At 65.4% G+C, this 17,577-nt stretch carries 18 protein-coding genes; 6 read left to right on the top strand and 12 right to left on the bottom strand.

The window, feature by feature from the left end:
* The first annotated feature begins 3 nt into the window (after positions 1 to 3).
* The gene (locus tag JL37_RS24820) at positions 4 to 963 is read left to right on the top strand and encodes a LysR family transcriptional regulator (RefSeq protein ID WP_043547650.1); all 960 of its coding nucleotides are present in this window, start codon (positions 4 to 6) and stop codon (positions 961 to 963) included.
* Here JL37_RS24820 and JL37_RS24815 read toward each other — a convergent pair.
* The 11 genes from JL37_RS24815 to uvrB all read right to left on the bottom strand — a co-directional run bounded on the left by JL37_RS24815 (position 956) and on the right by uvrB (position 10,665).
* Complete coding sequence (locus tag JL37_RS24815) at positions 956 to 1,840, bottom strand: methylglyoxal synthase (protein ID WP_043547649.1); 885 nt, start codon at positions 1,838 to 1,840, stop codon at positions 956 to 958. The genes JL37_RS24820 and JL37_RS24815 overlap by 8 nt on opposite strands.
* 219 nt (positions 1,841 to 2,059) lie before the next feature.
* Entirely contained in the window at positions 2,060 to 2,254 is a 195-nt protein-coding gene (gene iscX / locus JL37_RS24810) for a Fe-S cluster assembly protein IscX (RefSeq protein ID WP_043547648.1), read from the bottom strand.
* Positions 2,254 to 2,595, bottom strand: coding sequence for an ISC system 2Fe-2S type ferredoxin (gene fdx, locus JL37_RS24805; protein WP_043547647.1), 342 nt, complete (start codon positions 2,593 to 2,595; stop codon positions 2,254 to 2,256). The genes iscX and fdx overlap by 1 nt, the downstream gene beginning before the upstream one ends.
* A 9-nt stretch (positions 2,596 to 2,604) precedes the next feature.
* Entirely contained in the window at positions 2,605 to 4,455 is a 1,851-nt protein-coding gene (hscA, locus tag JL37_RS24800; RefSeq protein WP_043547646.1) for a Fe-S protein assembly chaperone HscA, read from the bottom strand.
* Positions 4,456 to 4,526: 71 nt separating this feature from the next.
* Positions 4,527 to 5,039: a Fe-S protein assembly co-chaperone HscB gene (gene hscB / locus JL37_RS24795; RefSeq protein ID WP_043547645.1), complete on the bottom strand. Its 513-nt coding sequence runs from the start codon at positions 5,037 to 5,039 to the stop codon at positions 4,527 to 4,529.
* A 3-nt stretch (positions 5,040 to 5,042) separates the two neighbouring features.
* A complete protein-coding gene (iscA, locus tag JL37_RS24790; protein ID WP_043547644.1) occupies positions 5,043 to 5,366 on the bottom strand; it encodes an iron-sulfur cluster assembly protein IscA in 324 nt (107 codons plus the stop codon).
* Between the two features lie 2 nt (positions 5,367 to 5,368).
* Positions 5,369 to 5,773: a Fe-S cluster assembly scaffold IscU gene (gene iscU, locus JL37_RS24785; protein WP_043547642.1), complete on the bottom strand. Its 405-nt coding sequence runs from the start codon at positions 5,771 to 5,773 to the stop codon at positions 5,369 to 5,371.
* A gap of 33 nt (positions 5,774 to 5,806) precedes the next feature.
* Positions 5,807 to 7,018, bottom strand: a complete 1,212-nt coding sequence (locus JL37_RS24780; protein WP_043547641.1) for an IscS subfamily cysteine desulfurase — start codon at positions 7,016 to 7,018, stop codon at positions 5,807 to 5,809.
* Between the two features lie 21 nt (positions 7,019 to 7,039).
* On the bottom strand, positions 7,040 to 7,579 hold the full coding sequence (gene iscR / locus JL37_RS24775; RefSeq protein ID WP_043547640.1) for a Fe-S cluster assembly transcriptional regulator IscR: 540 nt from the start codon (positions 7,577 to 7,579) through the stop codon (positions 7,040 to 7,042).
* Positions 7,580 to 7,773: 194 nt separating this feature from the next.
* Positions 7,774 to 8,265, bottom strand: a complete 492-nt coding sequence (locus JL37_RS24770) for a low molecular weight protein-tyrosine-phosphatase (RefSeq protein ID WP_006386176.1) — start codon at positions 8,263 to 8,265, stop codon at positions 7,774 to 7,776.
* Positions 8,266 to 8,514: 249 nt separating this feature from the next.
* Positions 8,515 to 10,665, bottom strand: a complete 2,151-nt coding sequence (gene uvrB, locus JL37_RS24765; RefSeq protein ID WP_369798627.1) for an excinuclease ABC subunit UvrB — start codon at positions 10,663 to 10,665, stop codon at positions 8,515 to 8,517.
* 75 nt (positions 10,666 to 10,740) lie between these two features.
* Here uvrB and JL37_RS24760 point away from each other — a divergent pair, with 75 nt between their 5' ends.
* Entirely contained in the window at positions 10,741 to 11,940 is a 1,200-nt protein-coding gene (locus tag JL37_RS24760) for an amino acid aminotransferase (protein ID WP_043547638.1), read from the top strand.
* A gap of 157 nt (positions 11,941 to 12,097) precedes the next feature.
* On the opposite strand, the gene JL37_RS24755 is transcribed toward JL37_RS24760, so the two are convergent.
* Entirely contained in the window at positions 12,098 to 12,859 is a 762-nt protein-coding gene (locus tag JL37_RS24755; RefSeq protein WP_081955196.1) for an IclR family transcriptional regulator, read from the bottom strand.
* A 122-nt stretch (positions 12,860 to 12,981) separates the two neighbouring features.
* Here JL37_RS24755 and JL37_RS24750 point away from each other — a divergent pair, with 122 nt between their 5' ends.
* From JL37_RS24750 to lexA, 4 genes are all read left to right on the top strand, one after another.
* On the top strand, positions 12,982 to 14,229 hold the full coding sequence (locus tag JL37_RS24750; RefSeq protein WP_043547635.1) for a thiolase family protein: 1,248 nt from the start codon (positions 12,982 to 12,984) through the stop codon (positions 14,227 to 14,229).
* A gap of 1 nt (position 14,230) precedes the next feature.
* Complete coding sequence (locus tag JL37_RS24745; protein ID WP_043547634.1) at positions 14,231 to 15,760, top strand: class I adenylate-forming enzyme family protein; 1,530 nt, start codon at positions 14,231 to 14,233, stop codon at positions 15,758 to 15,760.
* Entirely contained in the window at positions 15,757 to 16,722 is a 966-nt protein-coding gene (locus JL37_RS24740) for a tripartite tricarboxylate transporter substrate binding protein (RefSeq protein ID WP_043547633.1), read from the top strand. Before JL37_RS24745 ends, JL37_RS24740 begins: the two co-directional genes overlap by 4 nt.
* Before the next feature lie 174 nt (positions 16,723 to 16,896).
* Positions 16,897 to 17,547 carry a transcriptional repressor LexA gene (gene lexA, locus JL37_RS24735; RefSeq protein WP_043547632.1) on the top strand — a complete coding sequence of 217 codons (651 nt, stop codon included), beginning with the start codon at positions 16,897 to 16,899 and terminating at the stop codon, positions 17,545 to 17,547.
* The last annotated feature ends 30 nt before the right edge of the window (positions 17,548 to 17,577 follow it).

Genomic DNA, 17,577 nt, shown 5'->3' with positions numbered 1-17,577 from the left:
GCCATGTCGATGTCCATACGCGCCATGCAGTGCTTCGTCGCGGTGGTCTCCACCGGATCGATCAGCCGCGCCGCCGAAACGCTGCACGTGGCGCAACCCGCTCTGAGCCTGCTGATCCGCAATCTGGAAGAGGACCTGGGCGTCGTTCTGCTGCATCGCAGCTCCCGGGGCGTCACGCCCACCGCCGCCGGCGCGCGCATGCTGGCGCACGCGCGTGAAATCCTGGGCCGCATCGATGCCGCGCGCGCGGACGTGCGCGAGGATGCGAACGCCCCGCGCGGTGCTGTCTCATTGGCGATGTCGATGTCGATGGCGAAACTGCTGACCGTGCCGCTGCTGCGCTTCAGCCTGGAGCACTGGCCGGGCGTCTATCTCAAGATCATCGAATCCAGCACCGGCTACATCCCGGGCTTCGTCAGTTCCGGACATGCCGACCTCGGCCTGACGTTCAGCGACGACGCCTCGGCCGACCTGCGCTTCCAGCACCTGATAGACGAAGAGCTCGTCGTGGTTTCGCCACCCTCCTCGATGCGGGGCAAACGGCCGCGATCCGCGGAACTGCGCGCCCTGCCGGCCATGAGCCTGGACGCGCTGGCGGCGTTGCCGCTGGTGCTGCCCGGCAATCCCCACAGCCTGCGCCGGCTGCTGGACCAGTATCAGCAGCGCGAACGCGTGGAGTTCCGCGTCATCGCCGAGGCCAACGCCATTCCGCAACTGATCGAGCTGGCCAAGGCCGGCGTGGCGCACACCATTCTGTCGTACGAGGCGGCGCGCCAGGAAGCCGAGCGCGGCGATGTCGCCCTGCGCAGGATCGCCGGGCTTCACATGACGCGGCCGGTGTTTCTATGCCGTTCGGACGTGCTGCCGCTGTCGATGGCTGCAGCGGCCGTCGCTGACCGCGTCGGCCGCATCATTGCCGATTGCCGGCCCGCCGCGGCGCCTGCCCGGCCCCGGGTCAGATGACGCGCTTCTCCACCGCCTGGGCCCAGCGCCGCGCCACCGTGGGCGAGGTGGCGCAAGTGGCCGATTCCGTCACCACGCGCACCGCGCGCTCCAACAGCTGGATGTCGGCTTCATGCTGGCGAGCCACGTGCGGATCTTCGAAGAAGATCACGCGCTGGCACTGGTGCTCCAGCACCAGCTCCGCAATCTGCGCGTCGCCGCCCAGCGGACCGCTCAGGTAGCGGTGCACCCAGGGCGTGTCCTTGGGCCACCCACGCGACCAGGCCAGTTCATTCAGCCGGCCGCCGGTCGTGCCGGTCGCCACCCGGCGCGCAAAGCGCGACAGGACATCGAAATGCTCGCTGGCAAACGCAACCATCTCTTCCTTCAAGGCATCGTGCGCGATCAGCGCCAGTGTCTGGCCCGTGAAATCGAACAGGCGCGAGGCCGAAGCATCGGGCGCCAGGCCCGCGTGCACGCGTTCCACTTCCATCCATTCGATGGCGCCCGCCAGCGTCGAGATAAAGGGCCGGCCATGCGTGATGCACTGCCGCTTGAGCGCCAGCGCTTCGGGGAAAATCGAGGAAGGATCGACGGGATCGATCAGGTAGATCGCGCCATCGAACGGCGCCTGCCCGTCGCGGCCTTCGGTAACCCGCGCCACCAGCTTCATCAGGCCGCCCTCGCGGCCGTAGGGATAGCGGATCAGCCCGCCATAGCCTTGCAGCATGCCCTCTCGCACGATCGCGTCGTGCGTGCGGCCCACCGTATGCAGCTGCACCCCCAGCTCGCGTATCGTGGACGAGCACGCGCGCAGCCAGCTGAACAAGGCGGCATCGGGAGTTTCGTGGTGCAGCCGGTTGGCGGCCAGGCCAAAACGCAATTGAGCAGCGGGCATCTGTAGACTCAGGAAGGAGAACAACGGGATCCTTCATGATACCGGGAAAGAAGTACGCCAACGTTGCGCCCGCGGCGGAGGCGCCGGACCGCAATCGTTGACCCGCGCCCCCTGGCCTCCGACGTGGCTGGCGGCCCGGGAACCGCGACGGGTGTCAGACACCTGCCCCGGTCCATACCCCGCAACACAAAAAAAGCTCCCCGCAGGGAGCTTCTTTCCTCAGTCGGCCTCGTCGATCCAGGCCATCTGTATGGCCTCCAGGATCTTCTCGCCGCAATGCGCCGGGTCGTCGCTGAAGCCCGGCAAGGCCAGCACCCATTCACGCAGCTGCATGAAGCGCAGCGTCTTGGGATCCACGTCCGGGTAGGCGTCCACCAGGGCGGCGGCGATCTCGTAGGTGTCGGTCCACTTCATCAATGGCCCTCTTTCGCATGGTTGATCGTGTACTTGGGAATCTCGACCGTCAGGTCGGCATCCGCCACCACCGCCTGGCAGGACAGGCGCGACGTCGGGGTCAGGCCCCAGGCTTTGTCCAGCAGGTCCTCTTCGTCGTCGGTAGCGTCCTCCAGCGAGGCGTAACCCTGCTTCACCACCACGTGACAGGTCGTGCATGCGCAGGACAGCTCGCAGGCATGCTCGATATCGATGTGGTTATCCAGCAGCACGCGGCAGATCGACACGCCCTTGGGCGCGTCTTCGATCACGGCGCCTTCCGGGCAGTACTCGGGGTGCGGCAATACAGTCAGTTTCGGCATAACGTCTTATCAGGCGATCTCATCAAGTTTGCGGCCGGCCAGCGCAGCGCGGATGCTGCGGTCCATCCGCCGCGCGGCGAAGTCGTCGGTCGCGGCCGACAGGGCTTGCACCGCATCCTTCACGGTATCCGCATCCGGGGCATCCTGAGCCGCGATCGCGGCCTGCAGGCACTCGTCCACGCGCTTGCGCTCGTCCGCGTCCAGCAGATCGCCGTCCACGGCCAGCGCCGCCTGCACGGATTCCACCAACTGGCGCGCGTCCACCTGCTGCTCGCGCAGCATGCGGGCCTTCGCGTCCGTATCCGCCTGCGCCACGCTGTCGGCCAGCATCTGCGCGATCTCATCGTCTGACAGGCCGTAGGACGGCTTGACGGAAACCATCGCCTCGACGCCCTTGCTCTGTTCGCGCGCCGTGACGCTCAGCAGGCCGTCCGCGTCTACCTGGAACGTCACGCGGATGCGCGCCGCACCCGCCACCATGGGCGGAATGCCGCGCAGCTCGAAGCGCGCCAGCGAGCGCGAATCGGCGACCAGGTCGCGTTCGCCCTGGACCACGTGGATGCTCATGGCGGTCTGGCCGTCCTTGAACGTCGTGAATTCCTGGGCGCGCGCCACCGGAATGGTGCTGTTGCGCGGGATGATGCGCTCGACCAGCCCGCCCATGGTTTCCAGCCCCAGCGACAGCGGGATCACGTCCAGCAGCAGCCAGTCCTCGCCCGGCGCGCGGTTGCCGGCCAGCAGGTTGGCCTGCAGGGCCGCTCCCAACGCCACCACCTGATCGGGGTCCAGATCGGTCAGGGGCTGCGTGCCGAACAGCTGCCCCACGGCCTGGCGCACGACCGGCATGCGGGTCGCGCCGCCCACCATCACCACCCCGCGCACGTCGGCCGGCGCCAGCGCGGCATCGCGCAGCGCGCGGCGCGCGCAGTCCAGCGTGCGTTCGATCAGCGGCTGGGCCAGCGTCTCGAAACCGGCGCGGGTCAGCACCGTATCCACCACGCGGCCATCCGACAGCGTGAGCTGCAGCCGGGCTTCAGCGGCGTCCGACAGCGCTTCGCGCGCCGCCCGGGCCGCCATCAGCAGGCTGCGGCGGTCCGACGGGCCGAGTTCTCCCGCGGCCACGTGATCCACGATCAAGGAGTCGAAATCATCGCCGCCCAGGGCGGTATCGCCGCCCGTGGCGATCACTTCGAACACCCCCTGCGTCAGGCGCAGGATGGAAATATCGAAGGTGCCGCCGCCCAGGTCGTACACCGCGTACACGCCCTCGGCCGCGTTATCCAGGCCGTAGGCGATCGCCGCGGCGGTCGGCTCGTTCAGCAGCCGCAGCACGTTCAGGCCGGCCAGCCGGGCCGCATCGCGCGTGGCCTGGCGCTGCGCATCGTCGAAATACGCCGGCACCGTGATGACGGCCCCCACCAGGTCATCGCCCAGGACGTCTTCGGCGCGCTGGCGCAGCACCGCCAGGATCTGCGCCGACACCTCCACCGGGCTGAGGTCTCCCTGGACGGTGCGGATGCGCACCATGCCGGGGGCATCGACGAACTCATAAGGCGCGCGCATGGCCCGCGCCTCTTCCAGGGACCGGCCCATGAAGCGCTTCACCGACACGACGGTGTTCAGCGGGTCCAGCGCCTGCTGGCCCAGCGGCTCGCGCCCCGTGGTGACCTTGCCGCCGGGAAAATAACGCACGGCGGACGGCAGCAAGGCCTGGCCTTGCGAGTCCGGCAGCACTTCGGCAACGCTGCTGCGCACCGCCGCGACTAGGGAATTGGTAGTGCCCAGGTCGATCCCGACCGCCAGCTTGCGCTGGTGCGGCGCGGGCGACTCACCGGGTTCGGATATCTGCAATAAGGCCATGATTCTGTTTTCTGGTCAGTGGGCGCCGGAATGCCGGCGCCCGTGTCGCAGGCGCCCCATCGCGCCTTGGGCTATCCAGCGGGCTGGGCGTGCGCCAGCTCTTCAGCCAGCTTCTCCACGAACATCCATTCCCGCACCTTGAGCCCGGCCGCGGCGTAGTCGCGTTCCTCGTCGAGCAGGCGGCCAAGCGTGTCGCGCATGGAAGCCCGTGCCTGCTGCAATTCCGCCTGCAGGGCCGCAAGGGCCGCCGCATCGCCGCGCGCGTCGTCCAGCATCTCGCGCCAGGTCATCTGCTGCATCAGGAAAGCGCCATCCATGGACGTGTTGCTTTCGGTCTGCAGGTCCACGCCCGCCTGTTCGCACAGGTAGCGCGCCCGGAGCAGCGGATCCCGCAGCAGGCGATAGGCCTCATTCGCGCGCGCCGCCCATTGCATGGCCACGCGGCGTTCCGCGGGGCTTGCCGTGGCATAGCGGTCGGGGTGCACTTGGGCGGCGACGGCGCGCCACGCCGTTTCCAGCGCCTGCGGGTCCAGGTCGAAGCGTGCCGGCAAGCCGAACAGGCTGAAGTGATCGTCTCCAGCCAAGACTTACACCGTGAACGACTCGCCGCAGCCGCAGGTCGCCTTCTCGTTGGGGTTGCGGAACTTGAAGCCTTCGTTCAGGCCTTCGCGGGCGTAGTCCAGTTCGGTGCCGTCCAGGTAGGACAGGCTTTTCGGATCCACGAAGACCTTCACTCCGAAGCTTTCGAACACGACGTCGTCCGACGCCGCGTCGTCCACGTACTCCAGCTTGTAGGCCATGCCGGAACAGCCCGTCGTCCTAACGCCGAGCCGCAAGCCGATACCCTTTCCGCGCTTCTGCAAGTAGCGGCCGATATGGGTGGCGGCCTGTTGGGTCAGGGTAACGGACATGCTCAGCTCGCCACGGCTTCGGCCGGAACCGAATGCTTTTCTTTGTAGTTTTGCACCGCGGCCTTGATCGCGTCTTCGGCCAGGATGGAACAGTGCACCTTCACGGGCGGCAACGCCAGTTCTTCAGCGATCTGGGTGTTGCGGATATTCATGGCTTCGTCGAGCGTCTTGCCCTTGACCCATTCCGTCACCAGCGAGCTGGAAGCGATGGCCGAGCCGCAGCCGTAGGTCTTGAAGCGCGCGTCTTCGATCACGCCGGCTTCATTCACCTTGATCTGCAGCTTCATGACGTCGCCACAGGCGGGCGCGCCGACCATGCCGGTGCCCACCGATTCGTCCGACTTGTCGAACGAACCGACATTGCGCGGGTTTTCGTAGTGATCCAGAACTTTGGTGCTGTAAGACATGCTATTTCTCCACGGATTTCTTGGCGCGGGCGCTCAGTGCGCGGCCCACTGCACGGTGTTCAAGTCGATGCCTTCCTTGGCCATTTCCCACAGCGGCGACATGTCGCGCAGCTTGCCGACGCGGCTCTTGATGAGCTCGACGGCAAAATCGACTTCCTGCTCGGTCGTAAAGCGGCCCAGCGTGAAACGGATCGAGCTGTGCGCCAGCTCGTCGTTGCGGCCGAGGGCGCGCAGCACATAGGACGGCTCCAGGCTGGCCGAGGTGCAGGCCGAGCCGCTGGACACGGCCAGTTCCTTGATCGCCATGATCAGGGACTCGCCTTCGACGTAGTTGAAGCTGACGTTCAGGTTGTGCGGAACGCGCTGGTCCATGTCGCCGTTCAGGTAGACCTCTTCGATCTGCGACAGGCCCGTCCACAGGCGGTCGCGCAACATGCGGATGCGCTCGTTCTCGGTGCCCATTTCCTCGCGGGCCAGGCGGAAAGCCTCGCCCATGCCGACGATCTGGTGCGTCGCCAGCGTGCCCGAGCGGAAACCGCGCTCGTGGCCGCCGCCATGCATCTGGGCTTCGATGCGGATGCGCGGCTTGCGGCGCACGTACAGGGCGCCGATGCCCTTGGGGCCGTAGGTCTTGTGGGCCGAGAACGACATCAGGTCGACCTTGAGCTTCTGCAGGTCGATTTCCACCTTGCCGGTTGCCTGGGCCGCGTCCACATGGAACACGATGCCCTTTTCGCGGCAGATTTCGCCCAGCGTTTCGATATCCTGGATCACGCCGATTTCGTTGTTCACCATCATCACCGACACCAGCACGGTGTCGGGGCGCAGCGCGGCCTTGAAGGTGTCCAGATCGATCAGGCCGTTATCCTTAACGTCCAGGTAGGTCACTTCGAAGCCCTGGCGCTCCAGTTCGCGACAGGTATCCAGCACGGCCTTGTGCTCGGTCTTGACCGTGATGATGTGCTTGCCGCGTTCAGCATAGAAGTTGGCGGCGCCCTTGATGGCCAGGTTGTCGGACTCCGTGGCGCCGGAAGTCCAGACGATTTCGCGCGGGTCGGCGTTCACCAGCTTGGCGACTTCCTCGCGGGCGCGCTCGACGGCCTCTTCCGACTCCCAGCCGAACGCATGGCTGCGCGAGGCGGGGTTGCCGAAGTTCTCGTACAGCCAGGGCACCATCTTTTCCACGACGCGGGGGTCGACGGGCGTCGTGGCCGAATAGTCCAGATAGATTGGGCGAGTGGTCATTTCTACAACTCCTGATACTTCTTATACGGTGGCATTGGCTGCGACGGTCGCGGTCGGGGCGTTGGCGGCATTGGCGCCCCCCACCCTGCTCACGTGCACCGCGCAGGCCTGCGCTTGATTGTTGGCTTCCTGCAGCTGGCGCACTCGCTGCTGATCGACCAGATCTTGCAGGGACACCGAATCCAGGTAATCGACCATCTTGCGATTCAACGTGGCCCAGAGCTCGTGCGTCATGCACTTGCCGGGCTTGCCGTCGTTGCCGCTCGTACAGTCCCGTTTTCCGCCGCAGCTGGTGGCGTCCAGGGGCTCGTCGACGGCGAAGATGATGTCGGCGACGGTCACGTTGCGCGCCAGGCGGGCAAGCGAATAGCCGCCGCCCGGGCCGCGCACGCTGTCCACGAGTTCGTGGCGACGCAGTTTCCCGAACAGTTGCTCCAGATAGGACAACGAGATGTTCTGACGCTGACTGATGGCCGCAAGAGTGACCGGGCCGCTATGCTGCCGCATAGCCAGGTCGATCATGGCAGTCACGGCGAAACGCCCTTTGGTAGTTAGCCGCATGGTAGGTTCCCTGTGATTCGGCAATGACCGCCAGCGAATCCAGCGGCCAATACCCGAGTAATTGGCTCAAGTATAGCCTATTCCCGACTAATTTGGTATGGCTCCTGGCTAGAAAAAACCGCGCATCCGCGCGGTTTCTTTACTGCCAGGCACCTTCGGGAACCGCACGCCGACGGCTCCACCGCAGCAGCGGATCAGGCCGCCTGGTACTGGGTGGCGCGCTTGCGCACCAGCTCGAGAACACCCTGACAGGCGTCTTCGAGGTAGTCGAGCACTTTGCCGAAGCCGTCCGCCCCGCCATAGTAGGGATCGGGCACGGTGGCCTCCTCGAACTCGTTGGCAAAGCGCATCAGCAGCATCAGCTTGTGCTGGTAGGCCTTGGGGCACTGCTGCTGCATGGCGGACAGGTTGTCCCAATCCATGGCGAGGATCAGGTCGAAATCGCGGAAATCTTCCGCGGTGACCTGACGCGCTTCGCAGTGCGTGATCTCGTAGCCGCGCTTGCGCGCTGCGGCCTGCGCCCGGGCATCAGGCGCCTCGCCGATGTGAAACGCGTGCGTGCCCGCGGAGTCGATGCGAACCACATCGCCCAAACCCGCGTCGTTCACCAAATGGCGAAACACGCCCTCTGCGCTCGGCGAGCGACAGATATTGCCCATGCAAACGAAAAGTACCTTGGTCATCATGGAAGTAAGTGTGCGGGAAAACCCGAGATAAGGCAAGCTTTTTTTGCGTCTGCGCAATTGGGTTCAGGCAAATGTGTCCCCGTGAATTTTTCATTCAATTCAATGACTTGCATTAACAATCAAATGTAATTCAGGAAGTCCGGGCCGAGATAATCGCCCGGATTGCGACAACGCAATTGCAGCGCAGCAGATGCCTAGACAATTCAGCAATGTGTCAGCAAAAAGACACACCAGGATACGTGCATGCCGCTAGGTGGCGCCGTCCAGCAGTACGCGCTGCTTCAAGGCCGTCAAGGCGTCCCGCGCCGCCGCGGCCTGCTCGAATTCCAGGTTGCGGGCATGGTCCATCATCAGCTTCTCAAGGCGCTTGATCTCGCGCGCCATGGCCTTTTCGTCCTTCATGAACTCAGCCGGCACCGCCGCCTCCAGCGCGTCGTGCTGGGCGGGCGCGACAATACCGTCGATCAGCTCGCGCACGGCCTTCTGCACGCCGCGCGCCGTGATGCCGTGGTCGGTATTGAACTGCAGCTGCTTGTTCCGGCGGCGGCTGGTTTCCTCGATGGCGCGCTGCATCGAATCGGTGATGCGGTCGGCATAGAGGATGGCGTGGCCGTTCAGGTTGCGCGCCGCCCGCCCGATGGTCTGGATCAGGCTGCGCTCCGAACGCAGGAAGCCCTCCTTGTCGGCGTCCAGGATGGCAACGAGGGACACTTCAGGAATATCCAGGCCCTCGCGCAGCAGGTTGATCCCCACCAGCACGTCGAACGTGCCCAGGCGCAGGTCGCGGATGATCTCGACGCGCTCCACCGTGTCGATGTCGGAGTGCAGGTAGCGCACCCGCACGCCGTGCTCGCTCAGGAAGTCCGTCAGGTCCTCAGCCATGCGCTTGGTCAGGGTGGTGACCAGCACGCGCTCGCCCTGCCCCACGCGCTCATTGATCCGGCCGAGCAGATCGTCCACCTGCGTGCGCGCCGGCAGCACCTCGACCAGCGGATCGACCAGGCCGGTGGGCCGCACGACCTGCTCGACGACATTGTCGGCGTGTTCCTTCTCGTAGGCCGCCGGCGTGGCCGACACGAATACGCACTGTCGCATCCGGGCCTCGAATTCCTCGAGCTTCAACGGCCGGTTATCCAGCGCCGAGGGCAGCCGGAAGCCGTATTGCACCAACGTTTCCTTGCGCGCGCGGTCGCCGCGGTACATGCCGCCCAATTGCCCGATGGTGACGTGGCTTTCGTCGATGAACATGAGCGCATCGGCCGGCAGGTAGTCGATCAGCGTGGGCGGCGGTTCGCCAGGGGCCGCGCCAGACAGGTGGCGGGAGTAGTTTTCGATGCCTTTGCAGAAGCCCAGTTCCTGCAGCATCTCCAGGTCGAAGCGGGTGCGCTGCTCGAGCCGCTGGGCCTCGACCAAGTGGCCATCGTCCGTGAAGCGCTTTATGCGCTCGCACAGTTCTTCCTTGATGGTTTCAATGGCGCGCAGCACCGTATCCCGCGGCGTCACGTAATGCGAGCCCGGGTACACGGTGAATCGCGGCAGTTTCTGGCGGATGCGGCCCGTCAGGGGGTCGAACAGCTCCAGGCTTTCGACCTCGTCGTCGAACAGCGTCAGGCGCAGCGCCAGCTCCGGGCTTTCGGCCGGGAAGATGTCGATCGTCTCGCCCCGCACCCGGAACGTCCCGCGCGTGAAATCGGCGTCGTTGCGGGTGTACTGCATGGCGACCAGGCGGGCCAGGATCTCGCGGCGCGAGATCTGGTCGCCGGCGCGCAGGATGAGCACCATGGCGTGGTAGTCGCCGGGGTTGCCGATACCGTAGATGCACGAGACCGTGCCCACGATGATCGTATCCCGCCGCTCCAGCAGGCTCTTGGTGGCCGACAGGCGCATCTGCTCGATATGCTCGTTGATGGACGAGTCCTTCTCGATGAACAGGTCGCGCGTCGGCACATAGGCCTCGGGCTGGTAGTAGTCGTAGTATGAAACAAAGTACTCGACCGCGTTCTTGGGGAAGAACTCCCGCATCTCGGCGTAGAGCTGGGCGGCCAGCGTCTTGTTGGGGGCCAGCACCAGCGCCGGACGCCCCAGGCGCGCGATCACGTTGGCCATGGTGTAGGTCTTGCCCGACCCCGTGACGCCCAGGAGCGTCTGGAACATCAGGCCGTCCTGCATCCCCTGGGCCAGGCCTTCGATGGCGGCAGGCTGGTCGCCCGCCGGCGGATAAGGCTGGTAGAGATGGAACGGGCTGCCCGGGAAATCGACAAAGCCGCCCGCCGCCGAGGTTCCGGGCGGGGCTTCCGCCGATACCGCGGGCGCGCCTTCGCCCCGGAGCGCGGGATCTTCCGCGATCGGGTCTATTGCGCTTGGGTCTACTGCGCTCGGGTCTATTGCGCGTTTAGACATGCTAGACTGTTCCAGGGTAAACCCCCCATTATCCACAGCACTCCGTACTGCGTCCACCCACCTCATCAGACTCCCATGAGCACCCTTTTCGATTCCGTCGAACTCGCACCGCGCGACCCCATTCTTGGCCTGAACGAACAATACAACGCCGATACGCGTCCCGGTAAAGTCAATCTGGGCGTGGGCGTGTACTACGACGATCAGGGCCGCATCCCCCTGCTGGGCGCAGTCCGCAAGGCTGAAACCGCCCGTATCGAGGCCGCCGCCGCCCGCGGCTACCTGCCGATCGAAGGCATCGCCGGCTACAACGCGGGCGCGCAGGCCCTGCTGCTGGGCAAGGATTCCGCGCTGGCCGCCGCCGGCCGCGTGCTGACCACCCAGGCCCTGGGCGGCACGGGCGCGCTCAAGATCGGCGCCGACTTCCTGCGCCAGTTGCTCCCCTCCTCCAAGGTCCTGATCAGCAACCCCAGCTGGGAAAACCACCGCGCGCTGTTCGAGCGCGCCGGGTTCGAGGTCGGCACCTACGCCTACTATGACGCCGCCACCCGCGGCCTGGACTTCGACGCCATGCTGGCGGACCTGAAGGCCGCTCCGGCCAAGACCGTGGTCGTGCTGCACGCCTGCTGCCACAACCCGACGGGCGTGGATCCCACCATGGACCAATGGAAGCAGATCGCCGCCGTGGTCAAGGAAAACAACCTGGTGCCGTTCCTGGACATCGCCTACCAGGGCTTCGGCGATGGCTTGACGGAAGACGCCGCGGTCGTGCGCATGTTCGCCGACCTGGACCTGACCATGTTCATCAGCTCCTCATTCTCGAAGTCGTTCTCCCTGTATGGCGAGCGCGTCGGCGCGCTGACCGTGGTGGCTGGCAGCAAGGACGAAGCCGCCCGCGTGCTGAGCCAGCTCAAGCGCGTGATCCGCACCAACTACTCCAACCCGCCCACCCATGGCGGCACGGTGGTGTCGACGGTCCTGAACTCGCCTGAACTCTTCGCCATGTGGGAAGAGGAACTGGCCGGCATGCGCGACCGCATCCGCCTGATGCGCAAGCAGCTGGTCGAAAAGATCCAGGAACACGGCGGCAAACAGGACTTCAGCTTCGTGCTGCGCCAGCGCGGCATGTTCTCGTACTCGGGCCTGACCTCCGCGCAAGTGGACCGCCTGCGCGAAGAGCACGGCGTCTACGCCGTGTCCAGCGGCCGCATCTGCGTCGCCGCGCTGAACAGCGGCAACATCGACAAGGTCGCCGCGAGCATCGCCGCGGTGCTGTAACCGGCCGCCGCGCACGGCCCCTCACGGGGCCCGCCTCCAGAAACGGGACCTTCGGGTCCCGTTTTGCTTGGGTCCCCATTTGCGGCCGGGCCCCTCGCAGGGCCCAGCCGCCCGGTGGGCGCTTCTGCTTTCTTGCGCCGCCCGTCGTCCGCGGAGGCTACCTGTCCAGGAACCGGTTCATCTCTTCGCGGATGATTTGGGCAACAGCTTCCTGGCGCTTTTGCGTCATGCGATTGTCCAGCGCCGCGACACTGATGCCGCCCAGCACATCGCCTTCCTTATTCTTCAGCGTGACGCCCACGCCGGTCACCTTGCTGACCGCGTGGCTGCCTATCACGGCGTAGCCGCGCTTGCGCGCGCGGGCAATTCGCATGCGCAGCTCATCCAGCGTGAGCGACTTGTACTTGAGAAAGCGGGCCTTGTTGACGTTGAGGTAGCGCTCCGTGACGTCTTCGTCGAAGCTCGCCAGCATGGCCAGGCCGCCTGCGCCCACGCCGATGGGTTGGCGGTTGCCGACCGGGATGGCCAACGCTTGAATGGGATAGGCGCCCACTTCCCGCCCGATGCACAGGGTATCCAGGTCTTGCAGGATCACCAGGAAGCTGGCGTCCTCGGTCCGGTCGGAGATGCGGCGCAGCAAGGGCCCGTAGCGCGTGGACAGCGAGGACTGCGCAGCCAGCGACTCCCCGAGTTTCCGGCAATAGTCGCCAAGGTAGTACTTCTTGCTGCGCGCGTTGCGGGACACCAGCCCCTGCGCCAGCAGTTCCCGCAACAGGCGCAGCGCCGTCGGCTTTTCCAAGCCCTGCTCCCGGCATACGTCCGTAAGCCGCAGACCTTCTTCGTGATGGCGCTGCACAGTCTTGAGCACTCGCAGCGCCTTCTGGATGCTGGAGGATTGCGTCATATCGTCCGGACCCATGCTAGGCAAAAAGTTTCATATACCGAAACTTTATCCTCTTTTTCACGGGTAAGCAGGGGTTAATACGGAAAGGCCGGCCACGCAGAATAGAGCCACTCATCGACCAGCTGCCCACACCCATCATGAACGTCTATATCACCGGCATCGCCCACACCCCGCTTGGCCGCCATCCGGACCTCTCAGTCAAGCAATTGACCGAGCAAGCCGTCAACAATGCCCTGGCCGACAGCGGCCATGAACTGGCGGACATGCAGGCGGCATGGTTTTCCAACGTGCGCCAGGGCCAAATGGAAAAACAGAATTCGATCCGCGGCCAATGCGCGCTGAACGCGATGGGGGTAAGCGGCATCCCCGTCTTCAATATCGAAAATGCCTGCGCCAGCAGCAGCTCCGGGTTGTTCAACGCCTGCATGGCGATCGCATCGGGCATGTTCGACACGGTTCTGGTGGTCGGCGCGGAAAAGATGTTCTACCCGGACAAGAAGACCGAAATGATGAACGCGTTCTTCGGCGGCACCGACATACATCTGCTGCGCCAGACATGGGATTTCTTCTGCCAGCAGGAGACCGACCCCGATATCCGCCAGCGCCTGAACTCTCCCGGCGCCTGGAATACGCAGAGCTTTTTCATGGACATCTACGCGGCCATGGCGCGCCAGCATATGCGCGCATACGGCACCACGCAGCGGCAGATCGCCAGCGCGGCAGCGAAGAACCATGCGCACTCGACCATGAACCCGCTGGCCCAGTACCAGAACGATATGTCCATCGACGAAGTGCTTGCCACCCCCGAGATCGCCTGGCCACTGACGCGCGCAATGTGCGCGCCCATTTCCGACGGCGCTTCGGCCATCGTGCTGTCCAGCGGCCGCGCCTTGTCCGAAGCGCGCAGGCAGCGGGCCGTCAGGGTCGCGGGCATCGGCGCGGCCAGCACGGTGATCCGCGACATCGCCGATATGGACCGGCACTGCGTGCATCTGGCTGCCAAGCGCGCCTATGCCATGGCCGACATCACGCCGCAGGACATCGACGTGGCCGAAGTGCATGATGCCTCCAGCTTCGCGGAACTGCTGCAGATCGAAAACCTGGGCCTTTGCCCCCGCGGCCAAGGCGGCCCTTACACCGAAAGCGGCGCAACCAGCCTGGGCGGCATCACCCCCGTCAACGTATCGGGCGGGCTGGTGTCCAAAGGACACCCGATCGCCGCGACCGGCCTGGTGCAAATCCATGAGCTCGTTACGCAACTGCGCCATGAAGCCGGAGCGCGCCAGGTCCAGGGCGCCCGCACCGCGGTGGCCGAAAACGGCGGCGGCTTCCTGCATTACGAAGATGCGGCGGCCGTGGTCACGGTGCTCAGCAACAGGCTCTAGCATGCAGCCCATCGACTTTTTCCTGCATGCCGCCATGCGGCACCCGGATCGCATCGCGGCGATCGATGCGGCCACCGGCTACGCCCATACCTACGAAGCGCTGCGCGGCCAGACGCTGGCACTGGCCGCCGCGCTGCAACGGCTATCCGGCAAGCCTCGCCCGGTGATCGCCACGCTGGCCGGCAATTCGCACGCAATGCTGCTGGGCATATTGGCCACCTACGCCTGCGGCGGCGTGCTGGTGCCGCTGACGCCGACCGTAGTCGAACAGGACATCGCCCGCCAACTGGCGACGGCCGCGCCCGATATCGTATTGCACGACGCGGCATACGAGGCGCTGCTTGCTTCCTACCATGGCCTGCGCATCTGCAACGACGAGAGCCGCGAGTTCCAGACCGACGCGCTGGCGCGTGAATACGCGGGCCAGTCGCCATCGCGCTCCAACCCGGATCCGGGCGAGATAGCCGCCATCAAGTTCACGGGCGGGTCGTCGGGCGTGCCCAAAGCCGTATTGCAGTCGCTGCGCTGTATCAACACCATGGTGGCGTCGCTGGCCATGGTGTATGGCTTCGACAGCAAGGAACGCTTCCTGCTGGCGCCGCCGATGACGCATGGCGCGGGCACGTTCGTGCTGCCGGTATTGCATGCCGGCGGCTGCCTGGTGATCGCCGGCAAGGCGACTGCCGAGCAACTGCACGCCCTGCTGAACACCTATGGGATAACGTCCACCTGGGTGCCTCCCACGCTGCTCCAGCGGCTGGTGCAGGCACAACGCGCCGCTGCGCGCCATCTGCCGGCGCTGCGCAACCTGCTGTATGGCGGCGCGCCGTGCCCCGCTCCCCTGCTATCACAGGCAATTGCGGCGTTTGGCCCAGTGCTGGGCGTTACCTATGGCCTGACGGAAGCACCGGTCATCATCGCGGGCATGGACGGCGCCACGGGCTCCCGGCCGGAAAATCACGGCAGCGCGGGCCGCGTCGGCCCCCTGACGCGGGTCGCGGTCGTCGGCGAGGACGGCCAGCCCACCGCCAGCCCGAATACCCTGGGTGAAATCATCGCCAGCGGCGACTTGCTGATGTCGGGCTACCTGAACATGCCTGAGCAGACAGCGGCCGTATTGAAAGATGGCTGGTTCCACACCGGCGACATCGGCCTCATCGATGAACGCGGCTTTCTGTTCATCAAGGGCCGTTCCAAAGACGTCATCATCAGCGGCGGCTTCAATGTCTATCCCTCCGACGTCGAGAACGCCTATGCGCAACATCCAGGCGTCGCCGAATGCGTGGTGTTCGGCGTCGCCGACGACTACTGGGGCGAACGCGTCGAAATGGCGGTCGTGCCGGTACTGCCAGACTCGGTCAGCGTCCAGGCGCTGATCGATTACGGCAAGCAGCAATTGGGGTCCGTGCGGACACCCAAAATCATCCATATCGTGCAGTCTTTTCCAAAAAACACACTAGGCAAACTCGACAAGCGGCGAATCATCGACGACTTGCGCGACGCGAGCCAGCAGGAGGAACATCGATCATGAAATTCAAGACCTGGATTGCCGCCACGGCCAGCGTGCTGGCCATCACGCTGGGCGGCTCCGCCGCCGCGGCCTTTCCGGAACAGCCCATCCGCTTCGTGGTCGGGTTTCCGCCAGGCGGCTCGACCGATATCGTCGCGCGGGTGTTGGCCGAGGGCCTGTCGCGCGAACTGGGACAGACCGTGGTCGTCGAGAACAAGGCGGGCGCTGGCGGCACCATCGGCGCCTCGTCGGTCGCCCACTCCAAGCCGGACGGCTACACCATCTTCCTGGGCACCGTAGCCACCAACGTGATCAACCCGCTGCTGCGCAAAGAGCTGAATTTCGACCCCATCAAGGATTTCACCATGATCGGCGAGGTTGGCTTCTACACCAATCTGGTGCTGGTCAATGCCGGCTCGAAGTACCAGGACCTGGGCGCGCTGATCGCCGATGCGAAGAAGCGGCAACTGTCCTATTCCAGCCCCGGGGCTGGCACATCGCCGCACATGACCGGCGAATACTTCAAGATCCTGACCGGCTCGAATATGCAGCACATTCCCTTCTCGGGCAGCGGCCCGGCGTTGACCGCACTGATGGGCGGCCACGTCGACCTCGGTTTCGACAACCTGCCCGCCGCCCTGAGCCTGGTGCAGTCGGGCAAAGTGCGGGCGCTGGCCATCACCAGCACGACGCGCATCAAGGAACTGCCCGACGTGCCCACCGCCGAGGAGCTGGGCGTGAAGAACATGAGCGTGGACGCCTGGGTCAGCGTAATGGGCCCGGCCGGCATACCGGCCGACCGGCTATCGGTGCTGAGCTCCGCCTTGCAGAAAGCGCTGGCCAAGCCCGACATCATCCGCAAGCTGGAAGACAAAGCCATCACGATCAAAGCCACTCGTCCGGAAGAATTGCAGGACTACATTGAATCCGAGACCCGGAAGTGGCGCGGCGTCATCGAGGCGGCCGGCATCAAGCCGGAATAAGACGGCGCATCGGCCAGGCCCGCGCCATCGGGCCTGGAGCGCCCAATTCGGGATATACCGACCGGCCGGCCTTTACGCCAACCTGAGGCGGCCGGCCCTGGCTTGCTTTTTTGCGCTGCGTCCCCCAGAATGGCGCTGTATATATGTACAGTCCGCTAGCACCGGATCATCGCCATGGCCAGCAAACTCACCGATCGCCAACAACAAATCCTGGATCTCATCAGGCAGACCGTCGCGCGCACCGGCTTTCCGCCCACGCGCGCGGAGATCGCGCAGGCCCTGGGCTTCCGGTCTCCCAACGCGGCGGAAGATCACCTCAAGGCCCTGGCCCGCAAAGGCGCCATCGAACTCACGGCAGGCGCATCGCGGGGCATACGCCTGAAGGACTCGGCGGCCGCGCCATCCCAGGCGTCGCTGCCTCTGCCCTCCCTGGCGCAGCTGCTGCTGCCGCTGGTGGGCCGCGTGGCGGCGGGCAGCCCCATCCTGGCCGCTGAACATGTCGAGCGCGAGGTCGGGGTGGATCCCAACCTGTTCGCCCAGGCGCCCGACTACCTGCTGAAAGTCCGCGGCATGAGCATGCGCGACGCCGGCATCCTGGAAGGCGACCTGCTCGCCGTGAAAAAGGCCTCCGAGGCCCGCAACGGGCAGATCGTGGTTGCCCGCCTGGGCGACGACGTCACCGTCAAGCGCCTGCAGCGCCAGAACGGCCACATCGAACTCCTGCCCGAAAACCCGGATTTCCAGACCATCGTGGTCGGTGCCGACCAGGATTTCGCGCTGGAAGGCATCGCCGTGGGCCTGATCCGCACGCACGCGCTGCACTGAAGCCGAAAGAAGGCCTCGGCCCAAACAAAA

It is taken from the genome of Achromobacter sp. RTa, from assembly GCF_000757485.1.
GTDB lineage: Bacteria > Pseudomonadota > Gammaproteobacteria > Burkholderiales > Burkholderiaceae_B > Achromobacter.
Note: the sequence above shows the minus strand (reverse complement) of the source record. Positions and strands in the feature narration are given on the sequence as shown.

Bases quoted from the DNA above. Each gene is read 5' to 3' on its own strand.
- JL37_RS24780 (WP_043547641.1), bottom strand. From the start codon at position 7,018: ATGACCACTCGCCCAATCTATCTGGACTATTCGGCCACGACGCCCGTC.
- iscR (WP_043547640.1), bottom strand. From the start codon at position 7,579: ATGCGGCTAACTACCAAAGGGCGTTTCGCCGTGACTGCCATGATCGAC.
- hscA (WP_043547646.1), bottom strand. From the start codon at position 4,455: ATGGCCTTATTGCAGATATCCGAACCCGGTGAGTCGCCCGCGCCGCAC.
- iscX (WP_043547648.1), bottom strand. From the start codon at position 2,254: ATGAAGTGGACCGACACCTACGAGATCGCCGCCGCCCTGGTGGACGCC.
- fdx (WP_043547647.1), bottom strand. From the start codon at position 2,595: ATGCCGAAACTGACTGTATTGCCGCACCCCGAGTACTGCCCGGAAGGC.
- JL37_RS24745 (WP_043547634.1), top strand. From the start codon at position 14,231: ATGCAGCCCATCGACTTTTTCCTGCATGCCGCCATGCGGCACCCGGAT.
- JL37_RS24740 (WP_043547633.1), top strand. From the start codon at position 15,757: ATGAAATTCAAGACCTGGATTGCCGCCACGGCCAGCGTGCTGGCCATC.
- lexA (WP_043547632.1), top strand. From the start codon at position 16,897: ATGGCCAGCAAACTCACCGATCGCCAACAACAAATCCTGGATCTCATC.
- iscU (WP_043547642.1), bottom strand. From the start codon at position 5,773: ATGTCTTACAGCACCAAAGTTCTGGATCACTACGAAAACCCGCGCAAT.
- JL37_RS24815 (WP_043547649.1), bottom strand. From the start codon at position 1,840: ATGCCCGCTGCTCAATTGCGTTTTGGCCTGGCCGCCAACCGGCTGCAC.
- JL37_RS24760 (WP_043547638.1), top strand. From the start codon at position 10,741: ATGAGCACCCTTTTCGATTCCGTCGAACTCGCACCGCGCGACCCCATT.
- JL37_RS24770 (WP_006386176.1), bottom strand. From the start codon at position 8,265: ATGATGACCAAGGTACTTTTCGTTTGCATGGGCAATATCTGTCGCTCG.
- iscA (WP_043547644.1), bottom strand. From the start codon at position 5,366: ATGTCCGTTACCCTGACCCAACAGGCCGCCACCCATATCGGCCGCTAC.
- uvrB (WP_369798627.1), bottom strand. From the start codon at position 10,665: ATGTCTAAACGCGCAATAGACCCGAGCGCAGTAGACCCAAGCGCAATA.
- JL37_RS24750 (WP_043547635.1), top strand. From the start codon at position 12,982: ATGAACGTCTATATCACCGGCATCGCCCACACCCCGCTTGGCCGCCAT.
- JL37_RS24820 (WP_043547650.1), top strand. From the start codon at position 4: ATGTCGATGTCCATACGCGCCATGCAGTGCTTCGTCGCGGTGGTCTCC.
- JL37_RS24755 (WP_081955196.1), bottom strand. From the start codon at position 12,859: ATGGGTCCGGACGATATGACGCAATCCTCCAGCATCCAGAAGGCGCTG.